Consider the following 13,858-nt stretch of genomic DNA (forward strand, 5'->3'; position numbering starts at 1 on the left):
AACTTTCAGGAGGCCCGCTTTATGCGTTATATGATGACCTACGACCTGATGGAAACTATTCGGAATACCAATCAGTGGCTTGGTGCAACCGCCAGCGCCGTCGCCTCGTATCCGCAATTTTCCATGGTGCCCAACCCGGCGTTTAACTGGATGGCAGCCTGGGGCGAGGTCACCGAGCGCAGCTTTCAGCGCATGATCGCCAAGCCCGACTGGGGTATCCGCACCTTTACCTGCGAAGACGGCAAGGATCATCTGGTCGATATTGCGACCGTACTGGAACGCCCCTTTGGCGATCTGCTGCATTTTCGCGTCAACGGGCGCGCAGAACAGCCGCGCAAGGTACTGCTGGTCGCGCCCATGTCGGGGCACTATGCCACCCTGCTGCGCTCGACCGTGAAAAGCCTGCTGGTCAATTGCGAGGTTTACATCACCGATTGGCATAACGCGCGTGATATCCCTGTGTCTGAAGGCAAATTCGATGTCGAGGATTATACGCTCTACCTTGTCGATTTCATGAAGGAACTTGGCCCCGACACCCATGTTGTTGCTGTGTGCCAACCCGTCCCGCTGACGCTGGCCGCCACCGCCTATCTGGCCGAGGTCGAGCCCAAGGCGCAGCCCAGCACGCTGACTCTGATCGGCGGCCCGGTTGACCCCGACGCCACGCCCACCGAAGTGACCGATTTCGGGCGACGCGTCACCATGGGCCAGTTGGAAGAGACGATGATCCAGCGCGTCGGCTTCAAATACAAGGGCGTCGGGCGCATGGTCTATCCCGGCCTGCTGCAGCTGGCCTCGTTCATGTCGATGAATGCCGAACGTCACAGCAAAGCCTTCACCGATCAGATCCACCGCGTCATACGCGGTGAAGCGTCAGATCAGGACGCGCATAACCGCTTTTACGACGAATATCTCGCCGTCATGGACATGACGGCCGAGTTTTATCTGTCGACCGTCGAACGCGTGTTCAAAAACCGCGAGATTGCGCGGAATGAGTTTGTTGTAAACGGCCACAAGGTCGACATCGGCAAGATCACCGACGTTGCCGTCAAATCCGTCGAAGGCGCAAACGACGATATCTCGGCCCCCGGTCAGTGCATCGCGGCGCTGGATTTGTGCACGGGTCTGCCCGCCAGCAAAAAAGCCAGCCATGTCGAACCCGGCGCGGGTCATTATGGCATCTTCGCGGGTCGCAGCTGGCGCGATAACATCCGCCCGCTTGTCATTGATTTCATGAACGAAAACAGCCGCAAGCCCAAGCGCCACGCCGCCAACAAGAACAAGGTCGCCTGAACGTCATGCGCCGTAGGCAGGCCTCTGATCTTGCTTTCGCCTGCAACTGTGGCGCGCTGAGCGGCCATATCAAGGCCGCTGGCGTTTCATCGGGCACCCATGCCGAATGTTTCTGCCACGACTGCCGCGCAGCGCAGCTTTATTTCAAGCAACCGGACCCGGCCCCCGGCCCCGTCGATGTTCTGCAAACCTCGCCCGAATTTATCATCTTCGAAACCGGGGCCGAACATCTTGCGCTGATGCAGCTGAGCCCCAAAGGAATGCTGCGTTGGTATGCAAAATGCTGCAACGCCCCGCTGGCCACGACAACCCGGACGCCAAAGTTCCCGTTTGCGGGGTTCATCGGAAAACGCCTGCAACACCCTGAAAAACTGGGCCCCGTCGTGACCCGCGGCTTTGTCCCCGGCCCCGGCGGCAAGCAATCGCATCAGGGCCTGCGGCACGCGGTCGTCGGGCTGTTGTCCCGCGTGGTGAAATCGCGCCTCTCTGGCCGCTGGAAGGACACGCCGTTCTTTGACGTCAAAACCGGCGCGCCGGTTGCTTCCCCGGTCATCCTGACCAAGGATCAACGCGCGGGCCTTTACTAGGCCAATCGCAGCGGCACCCCCAGCCAACCCTCTATCGCGGCTATCACCACATCGGGCGCTTCGAGCGACGGCAGATGCCCCGCGGCTTCGATCACTTGCAACTGCGCATCCGGGATCAGATCGGCCATGAAGGCGTGCTTGCGAACCGGCGTCAGCGTGTCATGCGCCCCACACAGGATCAGCGTCGGCACATTGATCCGACGCAGCGTGACCTGCTGATCCGGTCGTCTTTGCAAAACCCGCATTTGCCGCACGAAATGATCCGCACCCTGGTCTTCGGCCATGCGCAAAACATCATTCAGGATCGGAATACGCTGCGACCCCGGGGCCAGCGTGTCCGAGCCTACAGCCTTGCGCATCACATCCTCAAGCCGCCCGGCCTGCGCACCCACAATCAGTTCTTCGCGCGCCGCCGCCATATGGGGCGTATCCGCCTGCCCGTCCGTTGCCATCAGACACAGCCGCGTCACCCGATCGGGCGCACGGCGGATCAGGTCCAGCGCCACCATGCCGCCCAGCCCCTGCCCGGCCAGCGCAAACCTGCGCGGCAGCACATCCAGCAGGCCCGACGCAATTTCCTCAACCCGTTCGCCCATCAACAGCGGTGCAACCGTGACCGCCCGACTGCGGGACAACGCCTCGACCTGCGGGCGAAACAGCCGCGCATCGCTCATTAGTCCGGGTAACAGAACCAGCGGCTCGATCACGCGGGGCCTCCGTTATCTGACGTCTTTTGCGTCCTTGCTTAGTCGCAGGATGAGAGGTTTTGGCCCGATGGGCAAGTTAATCTTCAGGGATAATCCAACCCGCGAAACCGGGGAAAATCAGCGTATCGCGCCTGCCGTTGGGGCGTACTTTCACCCGGCACTCCGCCGGGCCGCAACAGGCAGCCGCGCGGCGCGATATAGCTGTCGATCCGGCGCACCGGTTTGGGTCGCCAGACCAGATTAAACGCGCAAAGCTTGGGAAAGAACCAGATCTCGGAATAGTCCAGATGATCGTGCATCCACCACGCCAGATCACGCCAGTCGCGGCCCCGATCATATTGATCGGCAAACCAGGGAATGACGATGGACGCCCCCGCGATCCGCGCATCTCCCTCGCCCCGGTCCCAGATATGGCACTCCAGCGGATTGTCATTGCGCGCGCAATTCAGCTTGTTCTCATTGCCAAACCGGTTCAGCGAGGGCGAGCGATATCCCGAACGCACGGCAACGCGGCCAAAGGTTTCCTCAAGTGGATCCAGTAAGGTCTTCCAAAACGCGCTCCCGGTCTCGATGGCAAGGTCCGGGTTGTCGGGGATATTCTGTTTGCCATGGAAATTGCCGATCTCGGAATACAGAAATTCGCGCATGTAGAAATACCGCGACAGGCGCACCCGCCCCAATGTCTCCAGACTCCACATGCTGCCGGGTTTTCGCATCAGACCGTCACTCTATCCCATGCTCCGCAAGCCAGCCCCGCATCCCGGCGACATCACTCCGACCCGATCACTTCCAAAACGGCGTGCTCGATTATCACAAGGCAAGACCCATCGGAAAACCGATGATCCGCATCCTTGACCAACAGCAATCGCATATCGGGTCCCGTCGCGTGGTCCAGCAACCGCACTGCCGTTTCTACCGAAACTGCGGTATCCGCAGTACCCTGCAGGAACCGCACCGGAAACGGCAGCTCCAGCGGCGTACGCAAAACCAGACGCTGACGCCCATCCTCGATCATCCGCTTGGTGATGACATATGGCTCCATATAGTCCGAGGGCAGTTCAACATGCCCCACCTCCTCCACCGCCGCCTTCTGCGCATCGGAAAACGAGGCCCAATAGCCATCTTCGGTGAAATCCGGCGCGGCGGCAATCGTCACCATCCCGGCCACCCGTTCCGGCATGACCCGCGCCAGCAATAGCGCCTGCCAACCGCCCATGGATGACCCCACCACGATCAACGGCCCATCCGTCAACCGCGACACTGCCGCCAGCGTATCCTCGTGCCAATCACCGATGCACCCATCGGTGAACGCGCCCGAGCTTTCTCCATGCCCTGAATAGTCAAACCGCAAGAACGCCTGACCCCGCTCTTGCGCCCAAGCCTCAAGATGCACCGCCTTGGTGCCCTCCATATCCGACTTGAGCCCGCCCAGAAAAACAATCGTCGGCCCTGCGCCTTCACTCTTGTGATACGCCAGCCGCCGCCCCTGCGCGGTCTCCAGAATCTCTGCCTCTGCCATGAAACCCTCCGTTTTCCCACATCATGCACGACCACCCTGCACTCGCAATTCCAACTTCATCTTTTTCCAAATACTCCGGGGAGCGGGAGGGGCAGCGCCCCTCCCACCCACCCTTGACACAAGCACCACCACCTGCCACATGGGCCAAACACACATAACCCGCAACCGGGCGTTCAGTGGGCGCCAAACCGACGAGGAGAGCCAGCATGGCTTTGGACGCACAATCCGTCTCCCTTACCTTTCCCGATGGCAATGCACGATCTTATGACGCAGGCATCACGCCCGCGCAGGTGGCGGCCGACATCTCGACCTCGCTGGCCAAAAAGGCCATCTCGGCCACGGTGAACGGCCAGCACTGGGACCTGCAATGGCCGATTAACGCCGACGCGCAAATCGCCATCCACACCATGAAGGATGAGGAACAAGCCAACGAGCTGATCCGCCACGATCTGGCCCATATCATGGCGCGCGCGGTGCAGGAAATCTGGCCCGACACCAAAGTGACCATCGGCCCGGTGATCGAAAACGGCTGGTACTATGACTTCGACCGCGCCGAACCCTTCACCCCCGAAGATCTCGGCCAGATCGAGAAAAAGATGAAAGAAATCATCAACAAGCGCGACGCCGTGACAACGGAAGTCTGGGACCGCCAGCGCGCGATCGATTTCTATACCGCCAATAACGAGCCCTATAAGGTCGAGCTGATCGACGCCATCCCCGGGGATGAGCCGCTGCGCATGTACTGGCACGGCGATTGGCAGGACCTGTGCCGCGGGCCGCACCTGCAGCACACCGGACAAGTGCCGGGCGACGCGTTCAAACTGATGTCCATCGCCGGCGCCTACTGGCGCGGCGACAGTTCGCGCCAGATGCTGCAACGCATCTACGGCGTGGCCTTCACCGGCAAGGAAAAGCTCAAAGCCCACCTGCACATGCTGGAAGAGGCCGCCAAACGCGACCACCGCAAGCTGGGTCGCGAGATGAACCTGTTCCACATGCAGGAAGAAGCCCCGGGTCAGGTGTTCTGGCACCCGAACGGCTGGACCATCTACACGCAGTTGCAGGACTATATGCGGCGCAAACAACGCGCGGGCGGGTACAACGAGATCAACACGCCGCAGGTCGTTGACCGCAAATTGTGGGAGGCCTCGGGTCACTGGGAAAAATACCAGCACCACATGTTCCTCGTCGAAGTGGACGAAAGCCGGGATGGCGAACATGATGACGCAAGCTCGAAAAACCGCGATCAGACCCGGATCAACGCGCTGAAGCCGATGAACTGCCCTTGCCATGTGCAGGTGTTCAATCAGGGCCTCAAAAGCTATCGCGATCTGCCGCTGCGACTGGCGGAATTCGGATCTTGCTCGCGGTTTGAACCGTCGGGCGCGTTGCACGGCATCATGCGCGTGCGCGGGTTCACGCAGGATGACGCCCATATCTTCTGTACCGAGGATCAGATTCAGGACGAATGCGCGCGGTTCATCGACTTTCTGGCAAATGTCTATGAGGAACTGGGCTTCAAGGAGTTCGAGATCCGTTTTGCCACCCGTCCCGAAAAGCGCGTGGGCACGGATGAAAGCTGGGACTATGTCGAAGGCGCGCTGGAAAACGCGATCAAGGCGGTGGGCCGTGACTATACGCTGGAACCCGGCGACGGCGCATTCTACGGCCCCAAGCTGGATTTTTATCTGACCGACGCCATCGGCCGGGTCTGGCAATGCGGCACGTTCCAGGTTGATCCCAACCTGCCGGGGCGGCTGGGCGCAACCTATGTCGCTGCTGATGGCGACCGGCATCGTCCTTATATGCTGCACCGGGCCTGCCTCGGCTCGTTCGAACGCTTCATCGGCATCCTGATCGAAAACTGGGAAGGCAAACTGCCCTTCTGGCTGGCCCCGCGTCAGGTCGTGGTCGCCTCGATCACGTCCGAGGCCGACGATTATGTCGCCGAGGTGGTCGAGACCCTCAAAGCCGCCGGTGTCCGCGCCGAAGCCGACATTCGCAACGAAAAGATCAACTATAAAGTCCGCGAACATTCGGTCGGTAAAGTCCCCGTGATTCTGGCCGTTGGGCACCGCGAAGTCGACGAACGCACCGTCAGCGTGCGCCGTCTGGGGGAAAAACAGACACAGGTTCAGTCACTTGAGTCTGTAACAAATGAGCTTTCCCAAGCGGCAACTCCGCCCGATCTGCTGTAACATTCGGCACCAAATTGCCGAGAATCCGGCCCCATTCCCGGGGCCGGATTGAAACATTTTCACTTTTCCCCTTCAAAAACAGATTGTTAACGCGCAAGATGGCATGACTATCTTTGACGCGCTTGTGAGACACGGGCTCGTGAATTCAAACACGGGGTCCAAGCCACTAGTTTGGTTGGTGTCACAAGCAGACACACGCAGTCAGCAAGAGGATTATTCGAGATGTCGAACACCGCAAAAACCCTGGTTATCGCAAGCGCAGTTGCAGCCGCCGTTTCCGGCGCCGCCACAACAGCGTCGGCACAAGCAAAAGAGAAATGCTATGGCGTATCGCTGGCCGGTCAGAACGACTGCGCCGCAGGCCCCGGCACAACCTGCGCGGGCACTTCGACCGTTGACTATCAGGGCAACGCCTGGACCTTGGTCGACGCAGGCACATGTGCCGATATCGCGCTGCCGGACAACCGCAAAGGTTCGCTCGAACCGCTGGATCGCGACCTGCCGGCATAAGTTCGGCCATACGAAAATTCAGGGGGCGGGCAATGTCGCCCGCCCTTTTCGTGATCAAGGGAGCGATCCATGTTGGACGATGCACTCAGGTCGAACCGACTGCCCGCAGCGCCGGGTGTTGGCTACAAACCGCAGCATTTTTCGCAGATACTTGACCACGCAAAGCCCGTTTCCTGGCTGGAAATCCATGCCGAGAACTACATGGGCGACGGCGGCAGGCCGCTGGCGCAGTTGCGTCACCTGTCCGAACAATTTCCGATTTCGGTCCATGGCGTTGGCCTGTCCATCGGCGGCGAAACCCCGCTGGACCGTGATCATCTGGCCCGGCTGAAACATCTGGTCGGCTGGCTGAACCCCGCCAGCTTTTCCGAACATCTGGCCTGGTCCACACATGACAGCCACTTTCTGAACGACCTGCTGCCCCTGCCCTATACCGATGCAACCCTTGCCCGGGTTTGCGACCACATCGATCAGGTGCAAGAAGTTGTCGGGCGGCAAATGCTGCTGGAAAACCCCTCCAGCTATCTGGCCTTCGAAGAAAGCACATGGTCCGAGCCCGATTTCCTGCGCGAGGTTTCGAAACGCACCGGCTGCGGTCTGTTGCTGGACGTAAACAATGTCTTTGTCTCCGCCACCAATCTCGACTTCTCACCACAAGGCTACATCGACGCCTACCCCCTTGAACTGGTTGGCGAAATTCACCTTGGCGGCCATGACGAGGATGAGGACGACCATGGTCACCCCCTGTTGATCGACAGTCATGGGCGCGAAGTCGTCGATCCGGTCTGGGCGTTGCTGGACTATGTTCTGGAAAAATCCGGCCCCAAACCCGTTCTGGTCGAGTGGGACACGGATGTGCCCGACTGGCCCGTTTTACGGGCCGAGGCTGAACGCGCGCAGGTCGCGCTGGACCGGGTACCGGCATGAACGTCACGCAGACCGACTTCCACGCGGCCCTTCTGGATGCAGCCCAGCCGGTGCCCGACGGGCTACTGGATGCCGCGTCGCAGCCCGCCGGTCGCCGCTTCAGCGTCTATCGCAACAATGTCGCCGTTTCCCTGACCGAAGCCATGCATCAGGCGTTTCCCGTGATCACCAAATTGCTGGGACCGCAGAACATGGACGGGCTGGCGGGGATTTTCCTGCGCCAACACCCCCCGACCTCACCCCTGATGATGTTCTATGGCGAGGAATTCCCCGCGTTTCTGGCGGGCATGGAGCAACTGTCTCATCTGGGATATCTGCCGGATGTCGCGCGACTGGAACTGGCCCTGCGCCGCGCTTATCACGCAGCCGACAGTCAGCCGATCGACGCGCAGGCACTGGCCATTCCGCCCGAGGATCTGATGGCGGCGACGCTTACAATTGCCCCGGCGGTGCGGATCGTTCGCTCGGACTGGCCGATTTTCGGGATCTGGCAATTCAACACCCAGACCGACGCCCCAAAACCCGAAGCCGGGGCGCAGGACGTCCTGATCACCCGCCCCGAATTTGACCCCGAACCCAACCTGCTGCCCCCCGGCGGCGCAAGCTGGATTTCCCGAATTCAGACCGGCCTCAGCATCGGTGAGGCGTTCGAGGCAACCATCGTCGAAACACCCGAGTTTGACCTTGGAACCACTCTGGCACTTCTCTTGCAGGGCGGTGCAATAACTTCCGTGACTACAGAAAGGCCCGAGACATGACTGCTCTGATCTCATTGCACAACAACACACTGGGAAAGCTGGAAATGACCTCTGGCTGGCTGACGCCGACCCTGGCCAGACTGGTCTTTGCGGCGACGCTGCTGATCTACTACTGGAACTCGGCAACCACCAAGCTGGGCAGCGGTCTATTCGGATTCCTGTTCCCCTCGGACGGCGCCTATGTCCAGATTTTCCCCAAAGCGATGGAGGCTGTCAGCTATGACAGCTCGCAATTGGGTATCTTCCACTGGGCCATTGCCGTGGCCGGAACATGGGCCGAGTTTCTTCTGCCGGCGCTGATCCTGATCGGCCTTCTGTCGCGTTTTGCGGCCCTTGGCATGATTGCGTTTGTCTGGGTCCAGACCATCGTGGATGTCAGCGGGCATGGTGCCGCGTTGGGGAATTTCTTCACCGCAGCGCCGAACATTCTGGATCAACGCACCATGTGGACCTTTTTGTTGCTGGTTATCGTAATCAACGGCGCAGGTCCGCTCTCGGTCGATCGGATCCTGCGCATCAAGTAAGCTAGAAATGTGCCTTGGGCTCGTCCGGTTTACCCGCGGCCAGCCCAAGGACACCGGCAACCCCGGCAAAGGCAATCGGGAACATGGTGAAGACACCAAACCCAAACGCGTAATACATTCCCGCAGCAGAAATCAACAAAAGCACCCCGGCAATCAAGGCACGCGACTGCGCCATGGCCCCGCCCGCGATGGCCAGCAAGGGTGCCAGAATTGAGGCCGTTTGAACCAGTTCGGGGTTCTCAACCTGTTCGGCAATGCCTTTGATTTCGCCAAACTGATTGATCAGTTCGACAAAACCATAGCCGAAAAACCCGACGATCATGCCGACCAACCCGGCAATGATTCCCAATATCATGGCTGCGTTACGCATTCATTCTTCTCCGCAATTTGCGGTCAACACATATGCAGTGGATCACCCAACTCCAAGGCTTTTGCGGGTTTCCTCGGACCAGCCCAGAAACAACTGGCCCTCAGATTCGATCAGCGGGCGCTTCATCAGCGTCGGATGATCTGCCAAAAGCTCCGCAATGGGTCGAGTGCGTTCGTCTTCATCCAACCCGCGCCAGGTTGTTGACCGGGTATTGAGCAAAGCCTTGCCGAAAGTTTCCAGCGCCTGCGCCATCACATCGTCGGGCACGCCCTGAGCCCGGACGTCAACGAAGTCTGCATTTGAGATATATTTCAAAGCCTTGCGGCAGGTGTCGCAAGTTTTCAACCCGTAAAGGCGCATATTTCGTCGGCTCCTGTTGTTGCTAAATATTGGGCAAAACTATCATCTTAGCCCGGTTGTCCTTGATTTTTTACTTTACCGTGCAATGTTGAAAAAGGTGAAACACGCAATTCGGGCCGTTCCGTTTGGGCGAAACAGTGATGTGTTGCGGTTGCGCCAACCACCGCCCCCGCCAATTTGCGGGACAACGTGAAAGAAGAAGGGAGACACGGGAAATGCCAACTGGCACCGTGAAATGGTTTAATACCACCAAAGGCTATGGGTTTATCGCCCCCGATGAAGGCGGCAAAGACGTGTTTGTTCATATCTCAGCCGTAGAGCGTTCCGGTCTGACCGGGCTCGCAGACAATCAGAAAGTCTCGTACGAGTTGCAGGACGGTCGCGACGGACGCCAGATGGCGGCTGACTTAAAACCATTGTAACTGCGCACCCGCCTTTGGCGGAGCATTTCAAATAAGGTTGACGGCCCGGCTCGGCCGTTGACCGACCAATGCGATTGGTCCCCACTAGGTTCCTCGCCACCCAGAGCGAACCCGCCTTTTCATTGCATATTGTTCGATCATGATGCCAGCGCCCCGGCATCATGAGATACTTTATCGCAACGCGATCAGCCCTCGCGGATCACGGCCTCGAACTCGCGCCATTCCCGCGCCGTCATGCCGGAATTGTCCTGCGTGACGTTTTCGCCAGACAACATCCGGCGCAGACATGTCACCATCTGGGCCGAGAGATTCACGGCCCCAAGCCGATAATCCTCGAACGCGCGATAGGCAAAAGGCACCCAATCCGCCGCGATCTTGCACATGGTTTCGGCATACACCCGGATTTCATACTGCGCATGAGGATCGGCCCGCAAGCGCAGGAAATGGAACAGGTTGTGCAGATCAACCTTCCAGTACCACTGCGTATAAATATTCGCAGGCAGGTTCATCCGCGCCAGCTCGCGCGCAAGGCCCTGCTGTCCGTCCTGCCCGATCATCGCCTCGTAATTGTCGTAGCACCGCGCGCTATCGGCTTTGAGGATTTCCAGAACGCGCGCCGCCTCTTCGCCTTGCAGCGTATCGCCCCGACCCTGATTGTTGATCTCGGACTGCGCCGCGACATGCTCGGGCGCGGGGATATAGAACTCGCGATCCAGGATCGAATAGCGCGCCGAGTATTCGTTCACATTGGCCGTCCGGTGACGAATCCACTGCCGTGCGACGAATACCGGCAGCTTCACATGCAGCTTGATTTCACACATCTCGAAAGGCGTCGAATGCCAGTGCCGCATCAGATAGCGGATCAACCCCTCGTCATTCTGCACCGATTTCGTACCCTTGCCATAGGACACCCGCGCCGCCTGACAGATCGCGGCATCGTCACCCATATAGTCGATCACACGGACAAAACCGTGATCCAGAACCTGATGCGCGGTGTACAGGTGGTCTTCCATCCCCGGGGCAACGACGCGGCGGGTTTGCGTTGTTTGCGCTCGTTGCTCTTCGATTTCGGCCAGTTGGTCGGAAGACAGCGGCATGAAATGATCCTTTCCAGAAATGAGTCGCCGACCACTATATATCGACGCATCAAACACCGAAACCGCCAGATGTGCGGCGTAGCGCGCAAAATTGGATTTGTGTCCGCCCTGCCCCTCGACACGTCCCAACAGCGCGCTAAGCTGCAAAGGATCACAATCAGAACAAGGAAAGCCGCAATGGGGCTGACATATCTTCACACCATGGTCCGCGTGAAGGATCTGGAAAAATCCATGGCGTTCTATGCGCTGCTGGGCCTGAAAGAAACCCGCCGGTACGAAAGCGAGGCCGGACGATTCACTTTGGTCTTTCTGGCCCCGCCGGGACAAGAGGATGCACCGATCGAGCTGACATATAATTGGGATGGTGATGACGGGTTGCCTGGCGACAGCCGTCACTTCGGGCATCTGGCCTATGGGGTCGACAATATCTACGAGGTTTGCCAGCACCTTCAGGACAATGGCGTCGTCATCAACCGCCCCCCGCGCGATGGGCGTATGGCCTTTGTTCGCTCGCCTGACAATATCTCGGTCGAATTGCTGCAAAACGGTGACGCGCTGGAACCGGTCGAGCCTTGGGCCAGCATGGAAAGCACAGGCCACTGGTGATCCGGGCGCTGGCAGCCTTGGGGCTGGCCGGTCTGGCTAGCCCCGCCTGGTCCGCGCCGTGCCGTCTGGCGCTGGCACTGGCCATGGACATCTCGACCTCGGTCGATGCGTCCGAGGACACGCTGCAAAGACAGGGGCTGGCCGCAGCCCTGATCGCGCCCGAGGTGCAAGAGGCATTCCTTGCCGCGCCCCTGCCCGTTGCGCTGGCGGTGTACGAATGGTCAGGACGCTTTAACCAAACCCTCGTGCTGGATTGGCATCTGGTTGCGACCCCTGCGGACCTGCTTGTTGCCGCCCAGCGGATCGGGCAATCCGCACGTTCCCAGACCGAGTTTCCAACGGCAATGGGCCACGCGCTGGCCTATGGCGCCACGCTGATGCGGCGCGCGCCAAACTGTCTGTTTCGAACCATCGATATCTCGGGCGACGGCCAGAACAATGACGGCTATGGGCCCGGGACTGCCTATAAACATTTCCCGTTCGACAACATCACGGTCAATGGGCTTGTTATCGATGCCGCAGACTCAGATGGCGAAATCGATCTGATCCCGTTTTACCGCAATAACGTCCTGCATGGTTCTGGCGCGTTTCTGGAGATTGCCGACGGATTTGAGGATTTTGAACGCGCCATGCGGCGGAAACTCGAGCGCGAGTTGAAAGGGCTGCAACTCAGCGCTTTGGGCAACGAGCCGAGACAATGATCCGGGCGTTTGGCGTCATACTGTGCCTGCTGTGCGGTCCTGCCGCATCTCAATGCCGTCAGGCGCTGGCATTGGGGCTGGATGTCTCTGGCTCGGTCGATGGGCGTGAATACCGGGTGCAACTGGGCGGTCTGGCCGCGGCCCTGAACCACCCCGAGGTTGTTAGCCTGTTTCTGTCAAACCCCGCCGCCCCCGTGCGGCTGGCCGTGTTTGAATGGAGCGCGGCCGAGCATCAGCGGATGCTGGTCAACTGGACAGACATTCGCGCGCCCAGCGATCTGGCTGCAATCGCACAAAAGCTGGATGCCACACAGCGCGGCAACGCCCCGCGCAGCACCGCTGTCGGATCGGCGATGATGTTCGGTGCCGGTCTGCTGGCGGGTCAACAGGACTGCTGGAAACGCACGCTGGACCTGTCCGGCGACGGCAAACACAATGTCGGTCCCCACCCGCGCGCGGTGAAATCAGAGCTTCAGGCCTCCGGCATCACCATCAACGGCCTTGTGATCGGCGCCGATGATCCCAAACAGGGCGACGTGCGCTTTGTCGAGATATCAGAGCTTTCGGCCTACTACACCGCCTGGGTCATCCTTGGCCCCGATGCCTTTGTCGAGGTCGCCTTGGGCTTTGACGCCTACGAAGAGGCGATGACCCGCAAACTGATCCGGGAGCTGGACGGGCTTACCCTGTCACACTTGCAGCGTTCGGATCAGTAGATATACCTGATCTGATCCGTCCAGTACCGCTCGACCCGGCGCAGCGCGGTTGTGATGTCCTCGATCCCTTCGGCCCCCAAAACGCCGCGATCCTGCAGACCACCTGCATGGCGCGCAAACAGTTCGGCGACAATGTCGCGTATCTCGCGCCCTTTGGGCGTAAGCCGAACCCGAACAGACCGCCGGTCAATCTCACATCTCTGGTGATGCATGAACCCCATTTCAACCAGCTTTTTCAGGTTATAGCTGACATTGCTGCCCTGATAATAACCACGGCTTTTCAACTCGCCTGCCGTGACCTCATGATCGCCGATATTGAACAGCAACAGCGCCTGCACGGCGTTGATCTCAAGCACGCCGACGCGCTCGAACTCATCCTTGATGACATCCAGAAGCAGCCGGTGCAGACGTTCGACCAGGGCCAACGCCTCAAGATAGCTGGTCATGAATCCCTTGGCGCCCGGTGCGGCGACCTGCATTTCCATACTCATCCGACCCTCCGATTCAGTCGCGCTGTTTCAGGCAGGATGAAAGGAATTCCCCAAAATTCAGTTAAGCGGGTT

The 13,858-nt window shown here is 59.5% G+C and carries 18 protein-coding genes; 11 read left to right on the plus strand and 7 right to left on the minus strand.

Translation table 11 applies throughout. The annotated features are described in order from the left end of the window. Positions 1-21 precede the first annotated feature (21 nt). Both phaZ and ACR0FG_RS08095 read left to right on the plus strand, forming a co-directional pair. Positions 22-1,293: a polyhydroxyalkanoate depolymerase gene (gene phaZ, locus ACR0FG_RS08090; RefSeq protein ID WP_480891848.1), complete on the plus strand. Its 1,272-nt coding sequence runs from the start codon at positions 22-24 to the stop codon at positions 1,291-1,293. Positions 1,294-1,298: 5 nt separating this feature from the next. After that, positions 1,299-1,880 (plus strand): DUF6151 family protein, encoded by a 582-nt coding sequence (locus ACR0FG_RS08095; protein WP_480891851.1) that lies wholly within the window; start codon positions 1,299-1,301, stop codon positions 1,878-1,880. Here the strand turns inward: ACR0FG_RS08095 and ACR0FG_RS08100 are convergent. The 3 genes from ACR0FG_RS08100 to ACR0FG_RS08110 form a co-directional block, all read right to left on the minus strand. Then, positions 1,877-2,587: an alpha/beta fold hydrolase gene (locus tag ACR0FG_RS08100; RefSeq protein ID WP_480891854.1), complete on the minus strand. Its 711-nt coding sequence runs from the start codon at positions 2,585-2,587 to the stop codon at positions 1,877-1,879. The two genes, ACR0FG_RS08095 and ACR0FG_RS08100, sit on opposite strands and share 4 nt — an antisense overlap. Before the next feature lie 83 nt (positions 2,588-2,670). Further along, positions 2,671-3,285 (minus strand): hypothetical protein, encoded by a 615-nt coding sequence (locus ACR0FG_RS08105; RefSeq protein ID WP_480892089.1) that lies wholly within the window; start codon positions 3,283-3,285, stop codon positions 2,671-2,673. 71 nt (positions 3,286-3,356) lie between these two features. Continuing rightward, entirely contained in the window at positions 3,357-4,106 is a 750-nt protein-coding gene (locus tag ACR0FG_RS08110; protein ID WP_480891857.1) for an alpha/beta fold hydrolase, read from the minus strand. A 206-nt stretch (positions 4,107-4,312) separates the two neighbouring features. On the opposite strand from ACR0FG_RS08110, the gene thrS reads away from it, so the two are divergent. From thrS to ACR0FG_RS08135, 5 genes are all read left to right on the plus strand, one after another. Further along, positions 4,313-6,304: a threonine--tRNA ligase gene (gene thrS, locus ACR0FG_RS08115; RefSeq protein WP_480891860.1), complete on the plus strand. Its 1,992-nt coding sequence runs from the start codon at positions 4,313-4,315 to the stop codon at positions 6,302-6,304. A 222-nt stretch (positions 6,305-6,526) separates the two neighbouring features. Then, positions 6,527-6,814 (plus strand): BufA1 family periplasmic bufferin-type metallophore, encoded by a 288-nt coding sequence (locus tag ACR0FG_RS08120; protein WP_170715812.1) that lies wholly within the window; start codon positions 6,527-6,529, stop codon positions 6,812-6,814. A gap of 69 nt (positions 6,815-6,883) precedes the next feature. Further along, positions 6,884-7,741: an MNIO family bufferin maturase gene (bufB, locus tag ACR0FG_RS08125; protein WP_480891863.1), complete on the plus strand. Its 858-nt coding sequence runs from the start codon at positions 6,884-6,886 to the stop codon at positions 7,739-7,741. Further along, the gene (locus tag ACR0FG_RS08130) at positions 7,738-8,499 is read left to right on the plus strand and encodes an HvfC/BufC family peptide modification chaperone (protein WP_480891866.1); all 762 of its coding nucleotides are present in this window, start codon (positions 7,738-7,740) and stop codon (positions 8,497-8,499) included. Before bufB ends, ACR0FG_RS08130 begins: the two co-directional genes overlap by 4 nt. Further along, positions 8,496-9,023: a DoxX family protein gene (locus tag ACR0FG_RS08135; RefSeq protein WP_480891869.1), complete on the plus strand. Its 528-nt coding sequence runs from the start codon at positions 8,496-8,498 to the stop codon at positions 9,021-9,023. The genes ACR0FG_RS08130 and ACR0FG_RS08135 overlap by 4 nt, the downstream gene beginning before the upstream one ends. Position 9,024: 1 nt before the next feature. Here the strand turns inward: ACR0FG_RS08135 and ACR0FG_RS08140 are convergent, their stop codons facing one another. Then, a complete protein-coding gene (locus ACR0FG_RS08140) occupies positions 9,025-9,393 on the minus strand; it encodes a hypothetical protein (protein ID WP_480891872.1) in 369 nt (122 codons plus the stop codon). A gap of 42 nt (positions 9,394-9,435) precedes the next feature. After that, entirely contained in the window at positions 9,436-9,753 is a 318-nt protein-coding gene (locus ACR0FG_RS08145; protein ID WP_170715799.1) for an ArsC/Spx/MgsR family protein, read from the minus strand. Positions 9,754-9,968: 215 nt separating this feature from the next. Here ACR0FG_RS08145 and ACR0FG_RS08150 point away from each other — a divergent pair, with 215 nt between their 5' ends. Further along, entirely contained in the window at positions 9,969-10,175 is a 207-nt protein-coding gene (locus ACR0FG_RS08150) for a cold-shock protein (RefSeq protein WP_008758035.1), read from the plus strand. Between the two features lie 185 nt (positions 10,176-10,360). Here ACR0FG_RS08150 and thyX read toward each other — a convergent pair whose 3' ends face one another. Further along, positions 10,361-11,272 (minus strand): FAD-dependent thymidylate synthase, encoded by a 912-nt coding sequence (gene thyX, locus ACR0FG_RS08155; RefSeq protein WP_170715797.1) that lies wholly within the window; start codon positions 11,270-11,272, stop codon positions 10,361-10,363. Positions 11,273-11,449: 177 nt separating this feature from the next. On the opposite strand from thyX, the gene ACR0FG_RS08160 reads away from it, so the two are divergent. Genes ACR0FG_RS08160 through ACR0FG_RS08170 form a run of 3 tightly spaced genes read left to right on the plus strand, consistent with a single transcriptional unit; the run spans position 11,450 to position 13,295 of the window. Then, complete coding sequence (locus tag ACR0FG_RS08160; protein WP_480891876.1) at positions 11,450-11,878, plus strand: VOC family protein; 429 nt, start codon at positions 11,450-11,452, stop codon at positions 11,876-11,878. Further along, positions 11,845-12,579, plus strand: a complete 735-nt coding sequence (locus ACR0FG_RS08165; RefSeq protein WP_480891878.1) for a DUF1194 domain-containing protein — start codon at positions 11,845-11,847, stop codon at positions 12,577-12,579. Before ACR0FG_RS08160 ends, ACR0FG_RS08165 begins: the two co-directional genes overlap by 34 nt. Next, entirely contained in the window at positions 12,576-13,295 is a 720-nt protein-coding gene (locus ACR0FG_RS08170) for a DUF1194 domain-containing protein (RefSeq protein ID WP_480891880.1), read from the plus strand. The genes ACR0FG_RS08165 and ACR0FG_RS08170 overlap by 4 nt, the downstream gene beginning before the upstream one ends. On the opposite strand, the gene ACR0FG_RS08175 is transcribed toward ACR0FG_RS08170, so the two are convergent. Continuing rightward, the gene (locus ACR0FG_RS08175) at positions 13,289-13,786 is read right to left on the minus strand and encodes a MarR family winged helix-turn-helix transcriptional regulator (protein WP_480891883.1); all 498 of its coding nucleotides are present in this window, start codon (positions 13,784-13,786) and stop codon (positions 13,289-13,291) included. The two genes, ACR0FG_RS08170 and ACR0FG_RS08175, sit on opposite strands and share 7 nt — an antisense overlap. Between the last annotated feature and the right edge of the window lie 72 nt (positions 13,787-13,858).

It is taken from the genome of Ruegeria sp. E1, from assembly GCF_056534225.1.

Coding starts and splice junctions, on each gene's coding strand:
- ACR0FG_RS08160 (WP_480891876.1), top strand. CDS start 11,450: ATGGGGCTGACATATCTTCACACCATGGTCCGCGTGAAGGATCTGGAA.
- ACR0FG_RS08130 (WP_480891866.1), top strand. CDS start 7,738: ATGAACGTCACGCAGACCGACTTCCACGCGGCCCTTCTGGATGCAGCC.
- ACR0FG_RS08170 (WP_480891880.1), top strand. CDS start 12,576: ATGATCCGGGCGTTTGGCGTCATACTGTGCCTGCTGTGCGGTCCTGCC.
- ACR0FG_RS08140 (WP_480891872.1), bottom strand. CDS start 9,393: ATGCGTAACGCAGCCATGATATTGGGAATCATTGCCGGGTTGGTCGGC.
- ACR0FG_RS08145 (WP_170715799.1), bottom strand. CDS start 9,753: ATGCGCCTTTACGGGTTGAAAACTTGCGACACCTGCCGCAAGGCTTTG.
- thyX (WP_170715797.1), bottom strand. CDS start 11,272: ATGCCGCTGTCTTCCGACCAACTGGCCGAAATCGAAGAGCAACGAGCG.
- ACR0FG_RS08110 (WP_480891857.1), bottom strand. CDS start 4,106: ATGGCAGAGGCAGAGATTCTGGAGACCGCGCAGGGGCGGCGGCTGGCG.
- bufB (WP_480891863.1), top strand. CDS start 6,884: ATGTTGGACGATGCACTCAGGTCGAACCGACTGCCCGCAGCGCCGGGT.
- ACR0FG_RS08150 (WP_008758035.1), top strand. CDS start 9,969: ATGCCAACTGGCACCGTGAAATGGTTTAATACCACCAAAGGCTATGGG.
- thrS (WP_480891860.1), top strand. CDS start 4,313: ATGGCTTTGGACGCACAATCCGTCTCCCTTACCTTTCCCGATGGCAAT.
- ACR0FG_RS08135 (WP_480891869.1), top strand. CDS start 8,496: ATGACTGCTCTGATCTCATTGCACAACAACACACTGGGAAAGCTGGAA.
- phaZ (WP_480891848.1), top strand. CDS start 22: ATGCGTTATATGATGACCTACGACCTGATGGAAACTATTCGGAATACC.
- ACR0FG_RS08105 (WP_480892089.1), bottom strand. CDS start 3,285: ATGTGGAGTCTGGAGACATTGGGGCGGGTGCGCCTGTCGCGGTATTTC.
- ACR0FG_RS08095 (WP_480891851.1), top strand. CDS start 1,299: ATGCGCCGTAGGCAGGCCTCTGATCTTGCTTTCGCCTGCAACTGTGGC.
- ACR0FG_RS08120 (WP_170715812.1), top strand. CDS start 6,527: ATGTCGAACACCGCAAAAACCCTGGTTATCGCAAGCGCAGTTGCAGCC.
- ACR0FG_RS08175 (WP_480891883.1), bottom strand. CDS start 13,786: ATGAGTATGGAAATGCAGGTCGCCGCACCGGGCGCCAAGGGATTCATG.